Annotated in this window: 10 protein-coding genes and 1 pseudogene; 2 read left to right on the top strand and 9 right to left on the bottom strand. The window is 73.3% G+C overall.

Annotated elements, in window-relative coordinates; translation table 11 throughout:
- Nucleotides 1-469 precede the first annotated feature (469 nt).
- Complete coding sequence (locus tag ACH4U7_RS00675) at nt 470-9,760, bottom strand: amino acid adenylation domain-containing protein (RefSeq protein WP_398525860.1); 9,291 nt, start codon at nt 9,758-9,760, stop codon at nt 470-472.
- Nucleotides 9,761-10,103: 343 nt separating this feature from the next.
- Here ACH4U7_RS00675 and ACH4U7_RS00670 point away from each other — a divergent pair, with 343 nt between their 5' ends.
- Complete coding sequence (locus tag ACH4U7_RS00670) at nt 10,104-11,252, top strand: CapA family protein (protein WP_398525859.1); 1,149 nt, start codon at nt 10,104-10,106, stop codon at nt 11,250-11,252.
- A gap of 111 nt (nt 11,253-11,363) precedes the next feature.
- On the opposite strand, the gene ACH4U7_RS00665 is transcribed toward ACH4U7_RS00670, so the two are convergent.
- The 7 genes from ACH4U7_RS00665 to ACH4U7_RS00635 form a co-directional block, all read right to left on the bottom strand.
- On the bottom strand, nt 11,364-11,789 hold the full coding sequence (locus ACH4U7_RS00665; protein WP_398525858.1) for a tetratricopeptide repeat protein: 426 nt from the start codon (nt 11,787-11,789) through the stop codon (nt 11,364-11,366).
- A gap of 25 nt (nt 11,790-11,814) precedes the next feature.
- Nucleotides 11,815-12,480: an FMN reductase gene (locus tag ACH4U7_RS00660; protein ID WP_398525857.1), complete on the bottom strand. Its 666-nt coding sequence runs from the start codon at nt 12,478-12,480 to the stop codon at nt 11,815-11,817.
- 112 nt (nt 12,481-12,592) lie between these two features.
- Nucleotides 12,593-13,693, bottom strand: a complete 1,101-nt coding sequence (locus ACH4U7_RS00655; protein ID WP_398526425.1) for an LLM class flavin-dependent oxidoreductase — start codon at nt 13,691-13,693, stop codon at nt 12,593-12,595.
- Nucleotides 13,694-13,838: 145 nt separating this feature from the next.
- On the bottom strand, nt 13,839-14,777 hold the full coding sequence (opcA, locus tag ACH4U7_RS00650; protein ID WP_398526424.1) for a glucose-6-phosphate dehydrogenase assembly protein OpcA: 939 nt from the start codon (nt 14,775-14,777) through the stop codon (nt 13,839-13,841).
- A gap of 89 nt (nt 14,778-14,866) precedes the next feature.
- On the bottom strand, nt 14,867-15,640 hold the full coding sequence (locus ACH4U7_RS00645) for a DUF2127 domain-containing protein (RefSeq protein WP_398525856.1): 774 nt from the start codon (nt 15,638-15,640) through the stop codon (nt 14,867-14,869).
- A gap of 28 nt (nt 15,641-15,668) precedes the next feature.
- Entirely contained in the window at nt 15,669-16,781 is a 1,113-nt protein-coding gene (locus ACH4U7_RS00640; RefSeq protein ID WP_398525855.1) for a CapA family protein, read from the bottom strand.
- Nucleotides 16,782-16,805: 24 nt separating this feature from the next.
- Nucleotides 16,806-18,290, bottom strand: a complete 1,485-nt coding sequence (locus ACH4U7_RS00635) for a PLP-dependent aminotransferase family protein (RefSeq protein WP_398525854.1) — start codon at nt 18,288-18,290, stop codon at nt 16,806-16,808.
- A 28-nt stretch (nt 18,291-18,318) separates the two neighbouring features.
- Between ACH4U7_RS00635 and ACH4U7_RS00630 the strand changes: the two genes are divergently transcribed.
- Nucleotides 18,319-19,158, top strand: coding sequence for a methyltransferase domain-containing protein (locus ACH4U7_RS00630; protein ID WP_398525853.1), 840 nt, complete (start codon nt 18,319-18,321; stop codon nt 19,156-19,158).
- A gap of 29 nt (nt 19,159-19,187) precedes the next feature.
- On the opposite strand, the pseudogene ACH4U7_RS00625 reads toward ACH4U7_RS00630, so the two are convergent.
- Nucleotides 19,188-21,089: pseudogene (locus ACH4U7_RS00625) on the bottom strand (BTAD domain-containing putative transcriptional regulator); the annotation flags it as partial.
- Nucleotides 21,090-21,187: the final 98 nt, after the last annotated feature.

Raw genomic sequence — 21,187 nt, 5'->3', positions numbered from 1 at the left:
GCAGCGCGAGGTCCTGGTGCTGGGCGCGGGCTATGCGGGGCCGATGGCCGCCCGATCTACGCGGCCGGGGACTGCGCCGCGGCCTCCTCGCCGGCCGCCGGGGCGCTGCGCATGGCCTGCGCCACCGCCCTGCCCGCCGCCTCGCACGCGGCGACCTGCCTCATCGCCGAGGCCCGCGGACGCGAGCCGCGGCCGATGCGCTTCCGGTTCGTGGTGCAGTGTGTGAGCCTGGGCCGCCGGGACGGGCTGATCCAGGCGGTGCGGGCGGACGACACGCCTCGTGAGCTGGGCTCACAAGCCGGACCGCCGCCCACGTCAAGGAGGGGGTACCTCCCAGGCCCGAAGGGCCTGGGAGGAGGGTCGTCCGCTCCACGATCGCCATGATGCGGCTGGCGGCGCGCCGCCCCGACCCGTTCCGCACATCCCGGGGATGCGCTGACCGAGCCGGGACGGGGCGCGGTCACCGTCGTCAGGGCGCCTGGGTACGCGCCGCCCTGGTGTGCCCGGCGTAGCGGCGGAGCACATCGAACCACCCCCGGGCGAGCTCGGCGACGTGGTCGTCCTCGAGGACGCCCGACGGCCAGATCCACCGCGCCGCCAGCCGCGCGCCCCGCTCGCGGTCCTCGACCGCGACCGTGAGGGTGAGGGTGCGCTCCAGCGGAGCCCCGGCGTCCGCCCCGCCGCCCATCGCCGACCCCGCCTCGCCGGTGGGGGTCCAGTGGGCCGAGCTCTCGCCGACCTGGAACCGGCCCAGGTAGTTGACGGAGATCTGCGGATCGCCGAGTGCGGCCAGCTGCGGAGCGGTGCGCGGGTTGAGATAGCGCAGCAGGCCGTACCCGATGCCGTTGTCGGGCAGGGCCGCGAGCTGGGCCCCCACCCGCGCGGCGCCCTCGGTCAACGCGGCGCCGGAGGCGTCGAGTTGTTCCTCGGAGATCTCCCCCGGGTCCAGGACGAACGGGAACTGCGCGGTGAACCATCCGACGGTGGACGACGGGTCGACCCCGTCGGCAAGGAATTCACGGCCGTGCGCCTGGAGGTCCACCAGCACTCCGGTGCCCTCGTCGCCCCGCCAGCGCGCGTAGGCGACGGCGAACGACGCGTACAGCACATCGCGCAGGTCCACGCCCAGCGCGCCGGGCACCGCGAGCAGCGTCGCCGTGTCCTCCTCCGGGAGGTCGAAGAGCGCCATCCGCGCCGAGGCCAGGGTGTCGGTCCGCGGGTCGAGCCGCCGGGTGCCCAGCGTGGGCCGCTTCGGCTCGAACATCCGCGTCCACATCTCCAGTTCCTTCTCGCGCGCGGGCTCCACCGCCTCCTCGACCAGGTGGCGCGCCCATCTGCGGTAGGAGGTCGCCGGTGCCCGCAGATCCGGCCGCCGGCCGGTGGCGACGGCCTCGTACGCACGGGCCAGGTCCGGCAGCAGGAACCGCCAGGAGACCCCGTCGACCACGAGGTGGTGCAGCAGGATCAGCAGCCGGCCGGGCCGCTCAGGACCGGGGTCCAGCCAGATGGCCTGGAGGGTGCGGCCGGACGCGGGGTCGAGCTGCGCCTGGTGGCGGAAGGACGCATCGGCCAGCGCCGGGGGCCACTCCGCCTCGTCGGCGACCTGGATGACCTGGTGGGTGAAGCAGTCGGCCACCCGGGCCGAGCCGGGCTCCGCGATCTCCAGCGCCCGCCGCCCCTGGTCGTCCTGCTGCCGCATCCGCAGCGCGTCATGGCGGTCGACAAGCGCCTGGAGGGCGGCGATCAGATGCTCGGCCCGCACGCCCGCCGGGACGCGGACCGCCATGGAGAGGTGGTACGCGTCGATCGGCCCCTCACAGTCCCACATGCGCCTGATGATCGGCGTCGCCGGGAGCTCGCCCACCCCGTCGCCCGCGCCGCCGCCGTCCCGGTGGCGGCCCTCGCCGGCCGGCCCCCGGCGCGGCGCGCTCCGCTCGGCGATCGCGGCCAGCGCCGTGACCGTACGGCCCTCCGCCACGTCCCTGGGCCGCAGTGCCAGGCCGGCGTGGCGTGCCATGTCGGCGAAGCGCATGGAGACGATGGAGTCGCCGCCCATCAGGAAGAAGTCGTCGTCCACGCCGACGCTGTCCACCCCCAGCGCCTCGCTCATCAGCGAGCACAGGGTCTCCTCGACCGGAGTGCGCGGGCGGGCCGCCGTCGAGGCGGCCGTGAAGTCGGGCGCCGGGAGGGCGGCGCGGTCCAGCTTGCCGTTGACCGTCAGCGGGAGTTCGGACATCTCCACGAACGCGGAGGGCACCATGTGGACCGGCAGCCGGGCCGCCGCGAGCGCCGCCAGTTCGGCGGCCCCGGGCAGTGCGGCGCCGGGCTCGGCCACCAGATAGGCGACCAGCGCCGGTCTGCCGGGCCGGTCCTCGCGCAGCACCACGGCCGCCCGCGCCACCTGGTCGAGGGCCGTGAGCGCGGATTCGATCTCGCCGACCTCGATCCGGAAGCCCCGCAGCTTGACCTGGCCGTCGGCCCGTCCGACGTACTCCAGCCCGCTGTCGCCGCCCTGGCGGGCCAGGTCTCCGGTGCGGTACATGCGCTCGCCGGGGGTGCCGAACGGGTCGGCGACGAACCGCTCGGCGGTCAGCGCGGGCCGCCCCGCGTAGCCGCGGGCCAGGCCGGGGCCGGCGACGTACAGCTCGCCTACGGAGCCCGGGGGCACCGGGCGCAGCAGATGGTCGAGGACATACAGCCGCAGATCGGGGATCTGCCGCCCGATGGGGCTGACCGAGGCATCCCGCACCGCGTCGGCGCGGACCAGTTCGGTGTGGGTGACATGCACGGTCGTCTCGGTGATGCCGTACATGTTGACCAGCCGTGGCGTGTCCTCAGGGTGCCTGGTGTACCAGTCGCCCAGGCGGGAGACGTCGAGCCGTTCGCCACCGAACACCACATACCGCAGGGCGAGCCGCGCGCCCAGCTCCGGGCGGTCGCGGTCGGCGCCGAGGAGTTGGTAGAACGCCGACGGGGTCTGGTTGAGCACGGTGACGCCCTGCTCGACCAGCAGCTCCAGGAATTCGCCCGGGGACCGGGTGACGGTGTGCGGCACGATCACCAGCGAGCCGCCGTACAGCAGCGGGCCCCAGATCTCCCACACCGAGAAGTCGAACGCGTAGGAGTGGAACAGCGTCCACACGTCGTCCGCGCCGAACCCGAAGAGGTGGTCGGTGGAGGTGAACAGCCGGATGACGTTCTCGTGCGGGATCAGCACGCCCTTGGGCCGCCCGGTCGAGCCCGAGGTGTAGATGATGTAGGCGCCGTGTGCCGGGGTGAGCGGGCCGCCGCGGTCCGCGTCGGTCAGGTCGGTCGGCGCGAGGTCCCGCATGGCGCTCATGACCTGCGGCGCGTCGAGCTCCACGACCGGTACGTCGAGGCCGTCGGGCAGCGCGGCTGCGGTGTCGGTGGTGGTGATCACGCACACCGGGGCGGCGTCCGCGAGGATGAATCCGATGCGCTCGCGCGGATAGGCGGGGTCCACCGGCAGATACATCGCGCCGCTCTTGAGGACGGCCAGCAGCGCCACGACCAGTTCGGCCCGGCGGTCGACCGCCAGCGCCACCACCCGCTCCGGCCCGGCGCCGTGTCCGGTCAGCAGCCGCGCCAGGCGGTTGGCGCGGTCGTTGAGCTCCGCGTACGTCAGGGAGCGCCGGCCGTCGACCACGGCGATGTTGTGCGGGGTGGCCCGCACCTGTGCCTCGAACCGCTCCGGCAGGGTCTCCTCGCACCGTACGCCCCCGGGCGCCGACTGCGGCGCGGCCGCGGTCAGCAGCCGCGCCACCGGGGTCTCGGCCGCTCCGGGCATGACGGGCACCCCGGTGAGCAGGTGTTCCATCGCGTCGGCGGCGGCCGACGCCCGGCTCCGGCCGACGGTGTCCGGGCAGTAGTTGACGTGGATCCGCAGCCGTTCGCCGGGGAGCGCGACCACGCTGAGCGGGTAGTGGGTGCCGTCCTCGGGGTGCACTCCGGTGACGGTCAGGCGCTTGGAGGCGGAGCGCAGCGCGTCCGGGTCGTGCGGGTAGTTCTCGTAGACCAGGAGGGTGTCGAAGAGCCGACCGGTGCCGATGCGGCGCTGGATGTCGGTGAGGCCGATGTGGTGGTGGTCCAGCAGCCGGGCCTGTTCGCCCTGGACGCGGGTCAGCAGCTCCGGGAACGTCTCGTCCGGGCGCAGCCGGACCCGGGCGGGCACGGTGTTGATGAACAGCCCGACCATGGTGTCGATGCCGTCGATCTCGGGCGGGCGCCCGGAGACGGTGACGCCGAAGACCACGTCGTCGCGGCCGGTCAGCCAGCCGAGCACGATCGCCCAGGCGCCCTGCACCACCGTGTTCAGCGTCAGGCCGTGGCGGCGGGCGTACGCGGTGAGCGTGGCGGTCTGCTCGGCCGTCAGCTCCAGGACGTGCCGCCGGGTGGCGGCCGTCGCGGGGGTGTCCGGGCTCGCGGCGAGGGTGGGCCCGGCCACCCCGGACAGGGCGGTGTGCCAGGCGTCGAGCCCCGCCTGGCTGTTCTGCCCCTTCAGCCAGGACAGATAGGCGGAGTACGGGCGGGGCGCGGGCAGCGCGGCGAGCGCGTGGGGGTCGTCGGGGTCGTTGCCCGCGTCGTACAGCGCGAGCAGTTCGCGCGACAGCAGCGCCATCGACCAGCCGTCGAGCAGCAGATGGTGGCTGGTGAGGATCAGCCGGTGGCTGTCCGCTCCGAGCCGCAGCAGCATGCAGCGGGCCAGCGGGGCGGTGTCCACGGGAAGGCGCCGCCCGCTGTCGGCGTCCAGCAGCCGGGCCAGTTCGGCCTCGCGCGCGGGTCCGTCCAGCCGCGACAGGTCGTGTTCCCGCCACGGCAGCGCCACCTGGGCGGGGATCACCTGCACCGGTTCGGCGAGCCCTTCCCGTACGAAACATGCGCGCAGCCCGGGGTGGCGGGCGAACAGCCCCTCGGTGGCGGTGCGCAGCCGCGCCGCGTCGACGTCGCCCGCCAGGTCCAGACCGAACCGCACCACGTAGTCGTCGTGGGCGGTGTCGTCGTACACGGCGTGGAAGAGCAGGCCCTGCTGAAGGCTGGACACCGGCCAGATGTCGGCCAGGTCCGGCACGGTCCGCTCCAGCCGCTCCACCTCGGCCATGGAGAGCGAGACCAGGGGGAAGTCGGAAGGGGTGTGGCCGCGGTGTGCGGTGTGCGCGAGGTTTCCGATGGCCCGTGCGTGTTCCACCAGGCCGGTGAGCGCGGCGAACCACGCGTCGGCGAGCTCTTGTACGGCCGCCTCGTCCAGCAGTTCACCCGCCCAGATCCACACCGCCGTGAGCCGCGGGCCGTCCTCCCGGTCCTCGGTGTGCGCGTTGAGGGCCAGGGTGTGCGGCAGCGGCATACCGGGCGGGAAGCCGCCGCGCAGCGCTCCGAAGTCGGGGTCCGGGTCGGGCAGCCAGTCGGCGCCGTCGGACACGGTGAACCGGCCGAGGTAGTTGAAGCCGATCTGCGGGCCCGGGTGTCCGACGAGCCGGTGTGCCGCGTCGGGGTTGAGGTGGCGCAGCATGCCGTAGCCGATGCCGTGGTCCGGCAGCGCCGCGAGCTGTTCCTTGACCGTCTTGACGGCGGTGCCGAGCACCGCGGAACCGGCCGTCACCTCGGCCCAGTCGAGTGTTCCGGGGGCGAGCCGGGCGGGGACCATGCTGGTGAACCAGCCGACGGTCTGGCTGAGGTCGACCCCGTCGGCGAGGTGTTCCCGGCCGTGTCCTTCGAGTTCCAGCAGCACATCGTCCGTATCGCCGATGCCGCGGCGCCGCCGCCACTCGACCACCGCGAGGCTGAGCGCGGTCAGCAGGACGTCATTGATCCCGGTGTGGTAGCGCTCGGGTACGGAGGTCAGCAGCGCGGCGGTGGCGTCGGCCGGCAGGGAGAACGACAGCATCCGGGCGCTGGTGGCGGTGTCCCGGGCGGGGTCCAGCGGGCGGGGACCGAGGAGCGGGTCGGCGCCATCGAGGATGTTCTCCCACAGCGGGAGCTCGGCCGTCCGGGCCTCGTGGTGTGCGCCCTCGGTCAGCAGCCGGGACCAGCGCCGCAGGGAGGTCACCGGGCCGGGGGTCGCGAGGGGCCGGTCCTCGGCGGCCGCGGCCCAGGCGTCGGCGAGGTCGTGCAGCAGTACGCGCCAGGAGACCCCGTCGACCGCGAGGTGGTGGATCAGCACCAGCAGCCGGCCGGGCCGCTCGGGGCCCGCGTCGAACCACACGGCCCGTAGCAACGCCCCCTTCTCCGGATCGAGTTGGCCGCGCGCCGCCTCCGAGGCCGCCTCGACGGTCCGGCGCCACCGCGCCGTGGCGTTGTTGTTAGGGTCTTCATCCTGTACGGGCACACGGGTCAGGCACTCATGGCCGCGGACGGCGCCGCGCGGGGCGATCTCCAGCGCGCCGCCCTCCCCTGCGCCGAGCCGGAGGCGCAGCGCGGCATGGCGGTCGAGCAGCGTGTCGAGCGCGTCGGCCAGGTGGTCGTGGCGCAGGTCGCCGGGCACCCGCACCAGCACCGACTGGTGGAACTCCTTGACGGCGTCCGGCCCCAGGCCCGTCAGCCAGCGGATGATCGGGGTCGGGGAGAGCTCGCCGCTGTCGTCGGTGGTGTGGGGGCCGTCGCCGTGGGCGGTGTCCGCCGCGGAGCGGGCGGCGCGCGCCAGCGCGGCCACGGAGCGGTGTTCGAACACCTCGCGCGGGGAGATGGCGAGCCCTGCGGCGCGGGCGCGGCTGACCAGGGTGAGGGAGAGGATGCTGTCGCCGCCGAGGGCGAAGAAGCTCTCGTCGACGCCGACGTGGTCAAGGCCGAGGATGTCGGTGAACAGCTCGTGGAACAGCTCTTCCCGGTCGGTCCGCGGGGCCCGGTGTCCGGTGTCCTCGGCCGGCCGGGGCTTCGGGAGCGCGGCCCGGTCGAGTTTGCCGTTGGGGCTCAGCGGCAGCTGGTCCACCAGGACGATCTGCGCGGGCACCATGAAGTCCGGCAGCCCGCTCTTGGCACGGGCCATGAGCTCGGCCGGGAGCGCGGCGGCCGTGGCGTGGCCGGTGTCCGGCTCGGGGAGGACATGGGCCAGCAACCGGGTGGCGCCGGGGCGGATCTCGTCGGCCGTCACCACGGCCCGCCGGACCGCCGGATGGCCCGCCAGCACGGCCTCGATCTCGCCGACCTCGATCCGCAGGCCCCGCACCTTGACCTGCCCGTCGGCGCGCCCCACGTACTCCAACTGCTGGTCCTCCTCCCGACGGCGCACCAGGTCGCCGGTGCGGTACAGCCGTGACCCGGGCGGGCCGTAGGGGTTGGCGACGAACCGCTGCGCGGTCTGGCCGGGCCGGTTCAGATAGCCCCTGGCCAGCCCGGGCCCGCTCAGCCAGAGTTCGCCGACCGTGCCGACGGGGACCGGGCGCAGGGCGGCGTCGAGTACATACGCGGCCGTGTTGGCGGCGGAGCTGCCGATCGGGGGTGTGCCCTCGCCGCCGAGCGGGCCGCTCATGGCCGCGCAGATGGTGGCCTCGGTCGGGCCGTAGCCGTTGAGCAGGACGGTGTCGGCGGCCCAGTCTGCCGCCAGCGCCGGCGGCAGCGCCTCGCCCACCGACATCAGCCTGAGCCCGGCCGGGAGGGTGCCGCGGTCCAGGCTCGCCAGCACGGCGGGCGACAGCACGGCGTGTGTGACACCGAGGCCGGTGATCAGCTCCGGCAGTTCGGGGCCCGCGGGCGGCGTTCCGTCGGCGCCGATGACCAGGCAGCCGCCGGACAGCAGCGCCGCGGTCAGCTCCCAGACCGCGGAGTCGAAGCTCGGCGAGGCGAACTGCAGGACCCGGGAGCGGGGCCCGACGCCGAACCGGGTGCGCTGGGTGTGCACCAGGCTCGGCAGGCCCGCGTGGGTCACCACGACCCCCTTGGGCGTGCCGGTGGACCCGGACGTATAGACCACATAGGCGGGGTGGCGCGGGTCGAGCGGCGCGTGCCGCTCCTCGTCCCGTACGTCCGCGGGGTCGCGGCCGGCCAGGTCGCGGACGGTCTCGGGGGCGTCCAGGAGCAGCCGGTCGCCCGGCAGGTGTCCGACGGTCCGCGCATGGGCCGTGGTCGTCAGCGTCAGCGCGGGCCGGGCGTCGGAGAGCATGAACTCGACGCGCGCGGGCGGATAGTGGGGGTCGACCGGCAGAAAGGCGCCGCCCGCCTTCCAGACGGCCAGGACGGAGACGACGAACTCGACGGACCGCTGGAGCGCGAGCGCGACCGGTGTCTCGGGGCCGACGCCGCGCTCGATGAGCGCCCGCGCCAGCCGGTTGGCCCGTGTGTTGAGTTCGGCGTACGAGAGCTCGGCGGAGCCGGAGAGCACGGCGGGGTGGTCGGGGTGGAGCCGGGCCTGCCGCTCGTAGAGCTCGTCCGCCGTGGCGTCGGGCACCACCACGGCCGCCTCGGTGGCCTTGCGCAGCAGGGAGCCCCGTTCGCGGTCGGAGAGCATGGAGACCTCGGCGAGCGACATGCCGCTGCCGTCGGCCGCGACGGTCCTCAGCAGCCGGGAGATCCGCGCGCCGTGGCCCCGCGCCTCGGCGCCGCCCCATACGGCGGCGTTGGCGTCCAGGTCGACCGTGAGGCCCCGGCCGTCCAGGCGGTCGGTGAAGGCGAGCGCCAGGTCCTCGACGGGGCCGGTGGACAGGTTGTGCGCGACGGCGGGGTGCGGGCCGAACCGCAGGTCGTAGTCGAACGACATGATGTTGACGATCATCGAGTACAGCGGGGCCGGCTGGTCGTCCGACGAGACCAGGCGCGCCATGTCGGCCGCGCGGTAACGCTGGTGGGCCAGCGCTGACCGCATTGCCTTCTGGGCGGCGCGCGCCAGCTCCTCGACGGTCATGTCCGGGCGCGGGGACAGCCGGACGGGCAGGACGTTGGACAGGACGGCGGGGGTGGTCCTGGCGGCCGGGGTGGTGCGGGCCGCGACGACGAGCCCCAGCACCACTTCCGGCTCCCCGGTCATCCGGTGCAGATACAGCGCGGCCAGGGCGAAGAGCATCGCGGAGCGATGGATTCTGGCCCGCTCGCAGACGCGGTCCAGGGCGAGCAGATCCTGGGGCGACAGGCGGTCCGAGGCCCGGGTGAAACCGGAGGCGGGTGCGTGCCTGCGGGTCAGGGAAACGGGTTCCGGAAGGTCGCGCAATTTCTCGAGCCAGTAGTCACGGTCCCGGACGAACGCCTCCGAAGCGCGGTATTCCGCTTCCTCGGCAAGCAGTCGGCCGAAATTTCCGAAGGGGCTCGGCGGTATTTCCTCGCCCGCGTCCAGCGCCGAGTAGACCCCCGCCACTCGGTGCGCGATAAGCGGTCCACTGAATCCGTCGACGAGAATGTGGTGGTATCGGCTGCACCAGTAATAGAGATCATCCGCCAACTGGATCACCGCGTAGGCGACCAGCTCACCGTCCGGCAGCGGAACCGGCCTGGCCAAGAATTCCACCATCCATCGCTCGGCTGCGGCGCGCGGGTCCGCTTCGGCCGTCAGATCGACGCGGACGAGCGGGAAGTCGTCGCGTCCCTTGACGGCCCAGCGCGGACCGGCCTCGTCCGCGATGAACCGCACCGCGAGCGCCGCGCATTCGGCGAAGGCGTGGCGCAGGGCGGACTCGAATAAATCGAAACGGAGCCGACCGCGTATCTCGATATATTCGCCGATGTTGTAGGCGACGCTGTCCGGGCGCAGGGAGTGGGCGATCCAGAATTCGCGCTGAGCGGCAAGCGGAATCCCCGGGGCGGGGCCATTGGCGGGCATGAGGGGTCTGGCCTCCTCGATAAGTAGGCTGCCGATTTCCGGTGTGGTTTCCCGAGTGTAGGGCCGTAATGCGGCCGAATGGCCTGGCAGTTCGCTGCAATGGCAACTGTCGGCCTTAACGAACTGCCGCGAACCGCGCACCCCGCCCCGCGTCCCGCCCCCGCCCCCGCCCCGACGACACGCCGCGGCGCTCGGCCCGGCGGCGTAGCGGTGTGGGCCCATCGGGTGCGTTTCGTCGGCCGTTCCGGTGAAGCCCGGCGCTGTCGCGACTCAAGCGGGCTCCCACACGCACATAAATACGACTATCCACCTATTTGGCCCATGTGAGCGTGAGGTGAGCCTGTTGTCTCTCGAGCCCCGTCAACGGACCGCGCTCGTGGTCGCCGCGCTGTTCGGCGCGGCGACCGCGTGCACCGCCGGCATACCCGCCACCCCCGAATCGGGGGAGAAGTCCTCCCGGACCGCGGCCGCGGCGAAGCCCGGGCCCACCAAGGGGTTCACCCTGGTGGCCACCGGTGACCTGCTGATCCATGACTCGGTGATCCGCCAGGCGCGCACGGACGCGGGCGGCAACGGTTACAACTTCGGACCCATGCTCGCCGGGGCCGAGCCCGTGGTCTCCGGGGCCGACCTGGCGATATGCCATATGGAGACGGTCTACGGCGCCGTGGGCGGGCCGTTCACCGGCTACCCGACCTTCAAAAGCCCGCCGGAGGTCGCCGAGGCCGCCAAGGAGCTCGGCTACGACTCCTGCTCCACCGCCTCCAACCACACGCTGGACGCCGGCGCGGAAGGCGTGACCCGCACCCTCGACGCGATGGACCGCGCCGGTCTGCGACACGCCGGATCGGCCCGCTCCGCCGAGGAGCACGCGATGCCGACCCTCATGAAGGCCGGTGACGCCACGGTCGCCCAGCTCGCCTACAGCTACGGCACCAACGGCATCCCCGTACCCAAGGGCCAGCCGTGGCTGGTCAACCTCATCGACCCGGCGCAGATCGTCAAGGACGCCCGGGCCGCCCGCCGGGCCGGGGCCGACGTGGTCGTGGTGAGCCTGCACTGGGGCACCGAGTGGCAGGAGGCGCCGGATCAGCTCCAGCTCTCGGTCGCCAAGAAACTCACCGCCTCGATGGACGGCGGGCGCCACGACATCGATCTCATCCTCGGCACCCACGCCCACATACCCCAGGCGTACGAGAAAGTGAACGACACCTGGGTCGTCTACGGCATGGGCGACCAGGTCGCGGGCGTCATGAACGACCCGCGCGGCCAGATGGGCTCGGCCGCCCGCTTCACCTTCGCCCCGCCCGCCACCACGGACAAACCATGGACCGTGAAGAAGGCGGAGTTCATCCCCCACGGCGTGGACAACGACCCGATCAGGGTGGTCAACCTCCCGCGCGCCGGCGGGCACACCGAGGCCCTGGACACCATCCGCCGCGCCGTACTCAGCAGGGGCGCGGCGCGTGACGGGCTCACGATGGGCCGCTGACACCCCGCCCCGGCGACGGGCCGGGGCCCGTCGGCCCCGGCCCGTCGCCGCCATGTCAGACGCGGCGGCCGAACCCTCAGGTCCGGCCGCCGCCCTGTCGGCTCAGGCCGGTCAGTCCAGCTCGAGCGCCTGGCCCGTGGAGAACGCCTCGGCCATCCGCAGCCATGTCCCGGCCTCCTCGGCGCGCCCCTGCCGCTGGAGCGTACGGCCCAGCATCAGATGGGCGTAGTGCTCGACCGGGTCACGCGCGATCACCTCACGCAGCTGCTCCTCGGCGCGGCCCAGCTGCGCGGAGTGGTAGTAGGCGCGGGCCAGCAGCAGCCGCGGGGCGGTCTGCTCCGGGGCCTCCTCGACGACCTGGACGAGGAGGCGGGCGGCCTCGGCGTACTGCTTCGCCTCGAAGTACAGCCCGGCCCGCTCCCAGCGCTCCGCGGTGGTCTCCTCGCGCTCCTTGTCGTCGAACAGGCTCAGCGCGGTGACCCAGCGGTCGGCGGTGGGCTCACCGTCGGGCTGGTAGCTGTTGAAGTTGTCGATCATGTGAGCTCCTTCCTGAGGTGAGCGGTCATTCGGGCCGCAGAGCGGCTAGTTGCTGCTCGAACGGCACGACGGCCTCGGCTTCGGGGGCCGCGGCGCCCCGGCGGCCGCCGACCAGGTCCGCCAGTTCGCCGGCCGCGCGGTCGATGCGGGTGGGCAGGGTGTCGGTGAGCGGATCGCCGGAGCCGCCCCAGTCCTCCGACGCGGCGTACACCGCGGTGGGCAGCACGATCGCCCGCAGGTAGGCGAACAGCGGCCGCAGCGCGTGCTCCAGCGCGAGCGAGTGGCGCGCCGTGCCGCCGGTCGCGGCGGCGAGCACCGGCTTGCCGACCAGGGCGGTGTTGTCGATCACGTCGAAGAACGACTTGAACAGCCCGCTGTAGGAGGCCGAGAAGACCGGGGTGACCGCGATCAGCCCGTCCGCGCCGGTGACGGTCTCGATCGCCTCCTCCAGGGCGCCCGAGGGGAAGCCCGTCACCATGTTGTTCGCGATGTCACCTGCCAGGTCGCGCAGCTCGACCACGTGCGCCTCGACCCCGTGCCCGTCCGCCACCAGCCGCTGCCGGGTGGCCTCAGCCAGCCGGTCGGCCAGCAGCCGGGTGGACGAGGGCACGCTCAGCCCGGCCGACACGACCGCGAGCCTCACCGGCCGGGGGGCGCCGGCCTGCTGCGGAATCCGTACGACATCGTTCATTTTTCTCCTCGTTCACTTCTCCGCCCACGCGGCGTAGGCGCGGGCATCGCCGCCATCCGCGGCCCGGCAGCCGCGTGTGCTCCCCCAGCTACCGCTGGGAGGTGCCCCCTGCTCACTGGTGGGCGACCTCCTCAAGGGCCTTGGCGTCGCGCTGGGCCACCAGCGACGCGTGGGTGGGGCCGTCCGGCACCTCGGCCGGGCGGTTCTTGGCGAACTCCTTGCGCAGCTCCTCGACGACCTCGCCGAGCAGGTCGAGCTGTTCCAGCACCGTCTTCAGCGGCAGGCCCGCATGGTCGACGAGGAACAGCTGGCGCTGGTAGTCGCCGAAGGTGTCCCGGAAGGTCAGCGTCTTCTCGATGACCTCCTGCGGGCTGCCGACGGTCAGCGGCGTCTCGGCCGTGAACTCCTCCAGGGAGGGGCCGTGGCCGTAGACGGGCGCGTTGTCGAAGTACGGCCGGAACTCACGGACGGCGTCCTGCGAGTTACGGCGCATGAACACCTGCCCGCCGAGGCCGACGATGGCCTGCTCCGGCGTGCCGTGCCCGTAGTGCGCGTACCGCTCCCGGTAGAGGTTGACCAGCTTCCGGAAGTGGTGCTTGGGCCAGAAGATGTTGTTCGCGAAGAAGCCGTCACCGTAGTAGGCGGCCTGCTCGGCGATCTCCGGCGAGCGTATGGAGCCATGCCAGACGAACGGAGGCACGTCGTCCAGCGGCCGCGGCGTGGAGGTGAAGCCCTGCAGCGGGGTGCGGAACTTGCCCTCCCAGTCGACGACGTCCTCACGCCACAGCCGGCGCAGCAGCGCGTAGTTCTCGATCGCGAGCGGGATGCCCTGGCGGATGTCCTGCCCGAACCACGGATAGACCGGGCCGGTGTTGCCGCGGCCCATCATCAGGTCCACCCGGCCGTCGGCCAGGTGCTGGAGCATCGCGTAGTCCTCGGCGATCTTCACCGGGTCGTTGGTGGTGATCAGCGTGGTGGAGGTGGACAGGATCAGCCGCTCGGTGCGGGCCGCGATCCAGCCCAGCATGGTGGTCGGGGACGAGGGCACGAACGGCCGGTTGTGGTGTTCACCGGTCGCGAAGACGTCGAGGCCCACCTCTTCCGCCTTCTGGGCGATGGTGACCATCGCCTTGATCCGCTCGTGCTCGGTCGGCTCCCGACCCGTGGTGGGGTCCGTCGTGACATCGCCGACCGTGAAGATCCCGAACTGCACCGGTCTCACCCTCCTAGGATGTTTACGATTCAACTATATCCCCGGAACGTGACACCTGCCGCCCCTATTCCCCCCGCCCGTGGCGGAGGGAAGGGCATCGTTTCAGATCGGCCGTCGTGCCTGGTGGGAGGGGTCGTGAGACGGGTCAGCCGAGCTGTCCGAGCGCGGCGGACGGAACCGTGGCGCGCAGCGCGGCGGCGTACGCCTCGTCGGGATCGAGCCGCCGCAGCTCCTCGGCGATCAGCTCGGCGGTGCTGCGCACCTTCAGCGCGAGGGTACGGTCGGGCTGACCCGGAATGGACAGCGTGGCCACCGGGCCGTCCGGGCGGTCGATGTGGATGTCCCCGGCGGCGGTGCGCAGCCGGACCCCCGTGACCACCGGCCCGTCGGTGACCACCTGCTCGACCGGCACCTTCAGCCGGTCCGCGAACCAGCGCCCCAGCAGCTCGGCGCTCGGGTTGTCCGCCTCGCTCTCCACCACCGCCGAGGTCACCGCGGCCCGCGCCTGATCCAGCGCGGCGGCCAGCATGGACCGCCAGGGCGTGAGCCGGGTCCAGGCCAGGTCCGTGTCGCCGGGCGCGTACGAGGCGGCGCGGGCCGCCAGCTCCCGCAGCGGGCGCTCGACCGCGTACGCATCGGTGATCCGCCGCTGCGCCAGCCTGCCCAGCGGATCCCTGACCGGGTGGTCCGGGGCGTCGACCGGCCACCAGACCACGACCGGGGCGTCCGGCAGCAGCAGCGGCAGCACCACCGACTCGGGGTGCTGGGCGATCTCACCGCGCAGCCGCAGCAGTACGGTCTCGCCGCTGCCGTCGCCGCCGCCGACGCGCACCTCGGCGTCCAGCCGGGAGCTGCCGCGCTCACGCGGGGTGCGGCCGGGCCGCTTGATCACCACGAGGATCCGCGAGGGGTGTTCCTGGGAGGCCTCGCCCGCGGCCTTGAGGGCGTCGTAGTGGTTGGCCTCATCGGTGACGATGACCAGCGTCAGCACCATGCCGACCGCCGGACTGCCGATCGCCCTGCGGGCCTGTACCAAGGCCGCGTTGATCTTGCTCGATGTGGTGTTGGTCAGGTCGGTGTTCATGGCCCGCGCCAGCTCCTGCCGTTCTCGCATCAGCGTTTCGTCCGCGGCCCGAGCGTATCGTCACTCCCCCGCACGGCCGGGGCGAATGATCAAGACCGGATGACCGGATGATCGGCCGCGGCCTCCACCTCCAGCAGCGAGGCGCTGTGCCGCTCCGCCTCGAACGCGGCACGGCCGCCGCGCAGCCCGAAGAGCCGCTTGGAGAGCAGGATGTAGAGCACGGCGAGGATGTTGACCACCAAGGTGGCGATCTTCAGCCAGCTGATCTTCTCGGTCAGCTCGTAGATCTCCAGCGGCAGGAACGCGGCGGTGGCCACCACCGCCAGATACTCGGCCCACCGCTTGAGCAGCCACAGCCCCACGCCCTCGACGAGTGTGAGGGCCGCGTAGGCGGCCAGCACCACGGCCACGATCACGAGGGTGGAGTGCCGGTACTCGAAGGTCTTACGGACGGTGTCGACCACCGGCGAGTGGTCGAGGTCGTAGTGGAAGTGGCGCGCGACCGGCCGGAAGACGGTCAGGTCCTCCTGGAAGAGCTGGCGCACCGCGGACCGGCTGTTGCTGAACCGCCACACCGCGACGGCGGCCAGCAGCACGAACAGCCCGCGCACGATCCGCTCGGCGGCGATGAAACGCATCACGATCAGGTCCCGCAACGCCCTGCCGCGCGTGACGAGGGGGGCGTCGGCCGCGGGGCCGGAGCCGTGCGGGGCGCCGAGGGCGAAGTCGCCGCAGCGCAGACAGCGCCAGGCCTCGCCCAGCGCGGTGGCGGCGCGCAGCCGCTCGCGTAGCTCACCCTCGGTCGGCGCGTAGGTGACGTGGCCGCGCCGGGCGCAGGTACGCCGGTTCCAGTCGATCTTCACGCTCAGCGCTCCGTTCCGGTGATGGCCGTCAGGGCCGCTCCAGGGAGAGGGCGCCGTCCCGGTCGAGGACGACGTGGGAGCCGAAGTCGGCGCTGACCCGGTCGAGCACCGTCCGCAGCCAGCGGGCGTCGCCGAGGGTGGCGTGGCACAGCCGCATCCGCCGGGCCCGCATGGGCACCATCCGGATCCCGGCGAGCTCACCGCTGTCCGGGGCCACCGCGACGAAGTACATCAGCCGCAGATCGTCCCGGTACTCCTCGTAGCCGGTGATGCCCTCGTAGTCGTCGATGAAGTCGCCACAGCCGTAGAGGACGAGCTTGCCGCGGTACACCTCCAGGGGGCGGGGGTGGTGCGAGGAGTGGCCGTGCACCACATCGGCGCCGCCGTCGATCAGCGCGTGTGCGAAGCGGATCTGATCGTCGGAGACGCGGTACCCCCAGTTGCCGCCCCAGTGGATGGAGACGACGGCGATATCGCCCGGCCGCTTCAGCTGCCGGATCCGGCGGGCCAACCGGGCCGCGCGGGCCTCCGACAGCTCGGGGAGGAAGTCGACGCCGGGGTCGTGCTCGGCGGCGGCCCACTCGTACGGGATACCGCTGGACCCCGTGCCGCAGGAGAAGACCAGCACACGTCGGCCACCGCGGACCGGAACGGCCGCCGGCCGCCGCGCCGCGGCGGCGTCCCGCCCCGCGCCCGCCACCCGCAGCCGTGCCCCGGCCAGGGCGTCGAGCGTTTCCACAAGGCCGTGACGGCCGAAGTCCAGCACGTGGTTGTTGGCCAGGACGCAGACATCGGGCCGGCCCGCGGCCAGGGCGGGCAGATTGGCCGGGCTCATCCGGTAGTGCACGCTCTTCCCCGGCGCGAACTCGTCGCTCCGGGTCACGCTGGTCTCCAGGTTCACCACCCGGGCGTCGGGCGCCGTCTCCTCCAGCACCCGCAGCGCGTCGCCCCACGGCCACGCGTAGTCCGCCGGGTGCGGCACCCGGCCGTGTGCCTCCTCGGTCAGCTCGACATACGCCCTGGAGTCCCGGATGTACGGCTCCCGCAGCTCCGGATCCCCGGGGTGCGGGAGAATCTGGTCGACGCCACGGCCGAGCATCACATCGCCGCAGAGGAACAGCGTCGTCGCATCGCCGCCCACACCCCCAAACTAGTGCAGTCCTGATCAGCGCAGCGCCTCGCCGATGAGCGCGATGCCCTCCGCGATGGCGGTCGGCGTGCTCGCGGCGTAGCCCAGGACGAGCCCCGGGCGGCCGGGACGGATGCTGTGCCACGACAGGGGCTGGGTCTTCACGCCGTGTGCGAGCGCGGCGGCGGCGAGGTCGGTGTCGGAGAAGTCGCCGTCGAAGGTGACCATCAGATGCAGGCCCGCCGCGGCGCCGTGCACCACCGCGCCCGGCAGCTGGGTGCGGATGGCGCCGATCATCGCGTCCCGGCGGCGACGGTGGCGGCGGCGCAGCTGGCGCAGATGGCGTTCCAGCTCGCCCGACTCCATCAGATGGGCCAGCACCAGCTGGGGCAGCGCGGCATTGCCGAGGTCGGCGAACCGCTTGGCGGCCACCAACGCGTCCCGGTACTTGGGCGGCGCGAGCACCCAGCCCACCCTCAGGGCGGGGGCGAGCAGCTTGGACACGCTTCCGGCGTAGCAGACGTGTTCGGCGAGCATCGACCGCAGGGCGGGGGCGGGTGGCCGGTCGTAGCGGTGTTCGGCGTCGTAGTCGTCCTCGACGATCACCCCGCCCTCGCCGGCCCACCGCATCAGCTCGCGCCGCCGCTCGCCGCCGAGCACCACCCCGGTCGGAAACTGGTGTGCCGGGGTGAGCAGGACGGCCGGGGCGCCGGTGGCACGCAGCGCGTCGACGCGTACGCCCTCGGGGTCGACCGGGACCGCCGGGGTGTCCAGCGCGCAGTGGCGAAGATGCTGCCGGGCTCCCAGCGAGCCGGGGTCCTCCACGGCCACCTTGTGGATCCCGTCGGTCCGGAACACCTGCCCGATGAGCCCGAGCGCCTGGGCGGTACCGGCCACGACGAGGACACCGTCCGGGTCCGCCCTGATGCCGCGGTTGCGGGCCAGCCAGTTGGCGACGGCCAGCCGCAACGCGGGGGTCCCGCGGGGATCCCCGTATCCGAAGTCGGCCGCCGAGAGGCCGGCGAGTACGGAGCGTTCGGCGCGCAGCCACGCGGTACGCGGAAACGAGGCCAGGTCGGGCAGACCGGGCGACAGGTCGATCCGGGCCGGTGCCGTGCGCAGCGCGTCGAAGATGTCCGCGCCGGGCGGGGCGGCGAACAGCGCGTCGGCCGGCGGGCGGCCACCCGATGGTTCACGGGTGTCTGGCGTCGGCGCCGTCGCCACCGGGGCGGCGACCACGACCGTGCCGCCCCGCCCGCGCCCGGCGATATGCCCGTCCTCGGTCAGCCGCCGATAAGCCTCGGTGACAACGCCACGGGACACCCGCAACTCCCCGGCCAGCACGCGGGTGGCCGGCAGCCTGCTGCCGACCGGCAGACGCCCGTCCGCGATCGCGGCCCGCAGCCGCCGGGCCAGCCAGTCGGCGAGGCCGCCCGGCGGGGCCTCCTCGGTGCTCAGCTGAAGGAAGTCGGAGCCGGAGATTATGGACCGGTCAGCGGGCCCCTCATTGGACCTGTTCACCGGGCCATTATGGCGACACCGTAAAGGCATGCACACGGACACGGACACGGGCACGGACACGTCGCGCGGCTACGTACACGGCTACTCGCGCCACGAGGCCCGCCGCCTCGGCGATCAGGCGGACACGCTCGCCGCGCTGCTGCACGCGGACACGGCCTACCCGGCCGGCAGCAGGGTGCTGGAAGTGGGCTGCGGGGTGGGCGCCCAGACCGTCCATCTGGTCGCGTCCAGCCCCGGAGCACACATCGTGGCGACGGACGTCTCCGCCGCCTCCCTCGCCCGCGCCCGCGCCAACGTGACGGCCCACGCACCGGAAGCCCGGGTGGAGTGGTGCCACGCCGATGTGTTCGGCCTGCCGTTCGCGGACGCGTCGTTCGACCATGTCTTCGTCTGCTTCGTACTGGAGCATCTGCGCGCCCCGGGGCGGGCGTTGGCCGGGCTGCGGCGGGTACTGCGGCCCGGGGGCACGATCACCGTGATCGAGGGGGACCACGGCTCGGCCTTCTTCCATCCCTCCAGCCCCTACGCCCACGCGGCGATCGACCGCCAGATCCAGCTCCAGTCGGCGGCGGGCGGCGACGCCCTGATCGGCCGGCGGTTGCAGCCGCTGCTGGCCGAGGCCGGGTACGACGACGTGGTCGTCCGCCCGCGGACCGTCTACGCCGACCGGACCCGCCCGGCCCTGGTGGACGGCTTCACCCGCAACACCTTCATCGCCATGGTCGAGTCCGTCCGCGACGACGCGCTGGCCGCGGACCTGATCACCCGGAGCGACTGGGACCGGGGCATCGCCGATCTGCGCCGGACGGCGGACGACGGCGGGACGTTTCACTACACGTTCTTCAAGGGGGTGGCCGTGAGGAGCTGATCTCCCCCGTCCCCGCCGCCGGCATCGGCCTCGGTGTCGGCGCGCCGGCGGGCGTAGAGCCGGATCAGGGCGTGGTAGCGGTAGTGGCCAGGGGCGGGTGACTCCAGGAGGCCGCTGTCGACGATGGAATCCAGCAGGGGTTCGACATCCGGGTCGTGCCGGTCGCGGCCGAGCAGCGCGGCGGCCACGGACAGGGACAGTTCGGGGCCGTCCGCGAGCGCCAGCAGGCGGAAGGCGCGTGCCTGGTCGGGTCTCAGGCGGCGGTACGCCGAGGCGAAGCAGGAGGCGACGGTGAGGTCGCCGATCCGCAGCTCGTCCAGCCGGCCGCGCTCGTCGGCCAGCCGGGCGGCCAGGGCGGCGACGGTCCAGGCGGGGCGGGCGGACAGGCGGGCCGCGGCGATACGGATGGCCAGCGGGAGGAAGCCGCAGGCGGCGACGGTCTCGCGGCAGGCGACGGGTTCTGCCTCGGCGCGCTCCTCGCCGATGGCGCGGGTGAACAGGGTGAGGGCTTCCTCCGGGGTCATGACGTCGAGGTCCAGCGGGCGGGCGCCGTCGAGGTCGGCGAGCCGGGCGCGGCTGGTGACCAGGGCGGCGCAGCCGGGGGCGCCGGGGAGCAGGGGGCGGATCTGGGGTCCGTCGTGGGCGTTGTCGAGCAGGACCAGCACCCGGCGGCCGGCGAGGGTGGACCGGTAGAGCGCGGCCCGTTCGGGTGTTCCTTCGGGGACGGCGGCGGCGGGTATGCCCAGGGCGCGCAGAAACGCGGCGAGGACGGCTCCGGGCTGGGCGGGGCCGGCGCCGTGGCCGAGTAGATCGGCGTAGAGCTGCCCGTCGGGGAAGTGGCCGCGGACCGTATGGGCGACGCGTAACGCCAGCGCGGTCTTGCCCACTCCGCCGAGCCCGCGGACGGCGAGGACGGGCATCACCGCGCCCTGGACGCGTGGCAGTTGCTCGGCCAGCCGGTGCACGAGGGCGGCCCGGCCGGTGAAGTCGGCTGATTCCGCCGGGAGCTGCGCGGGGATTGGTGCGGGGCGCGGTGAGGCGTACGGGACGGTGTCCTTGGCGGGCGGGCGCCGTCGCGGGGCCGTGGGGCGGGCGAGGGCCGGGGAGGCGCACAGGACGTTCTGGTAGAGCTCGGTCAGCTCGGGGCCGGGGTCGACGCCGAGCTCTTCGGCGAGCAGATGGCGGGTGTCGGTGTACACCCGCAGCGCTTCGGCCTGTCGGCCGCCGCGATACAGCGCGAGCATCTGGAGCGCGCGCAGCCGCTCCCGCAGCGGGTATTCGACGGACAGCGCGGTGAGCTCCGCGATGGCGGCGGTGTGGTGGCCCAGTTCCAGGTCGAGTTCCAGACGGGTCTGTAACAGGGTGAGCCGCCACTCCGTCAGACGGGCGCGCTGTGCCTGGGCGTAGGGCCCTGGGACACCGCCGAGCGGTTCGCCGTCCCACAGGTCCAGGGCCTTGCGGAGCAGTGTCCGGGCGCGCGGCAGTTCGCCCGCGGCCCGCGCGATCCTTGCCTGCGCCTCGTAGCCCTCGCACACCACCAGGTCCAGTGCCTCGGGCGGCATGTGCAGCGCGTATCCGCCGGAGTCGGAGACGAGGGCGCGGGGGCCGAGGGTCTTGCGCAGTTGGAAGGCGTACGTCCGCAGGGTCGCGAGCGCGCGGCGCGGCGGTTTGCCGCCCCACACCGCGTCCATCAGTTCCTGCGCGGTGGCCGTGTGGCCGCGGCGCATCAGCAGCGCGCACAGCAGGGCGCGCTCCTGCGGCCGCCCCGCGGCCAGTGTCTCGTCGCCGCGCCGCACCCGCACCGGCCCCAGGACCGCGAACCGCAGTGCGGCCGGGGGCGGCTCGGCCGCGGCCACCCGGGGTGCCGCCGTGTCCCGTCGGCGATGTTCGGGCAGGTCGAAGCCGAGGCGGTGCAGCGGGGTGCCGAACATCTCCTCCAGGACACGCTGTGCGGAGGGCTGAGGGCAGGGCGGCCCGGGCTGCCGCCACCGGTGGAACTGGCGCGCGGTCACCTCCGCCGGCTCCCCCA

This window comes from Streptomyces sp. NPDC020845, from assembly GCF_044334165.1.
GTDB lineage: Bacteria > Actinomycetota > Actinomycetes > Streptomycetales > Streptomycetaceae > Streptomyces.
This window is presented reverse-complemented; position numbering and strand designations above follow the sequence as displayed.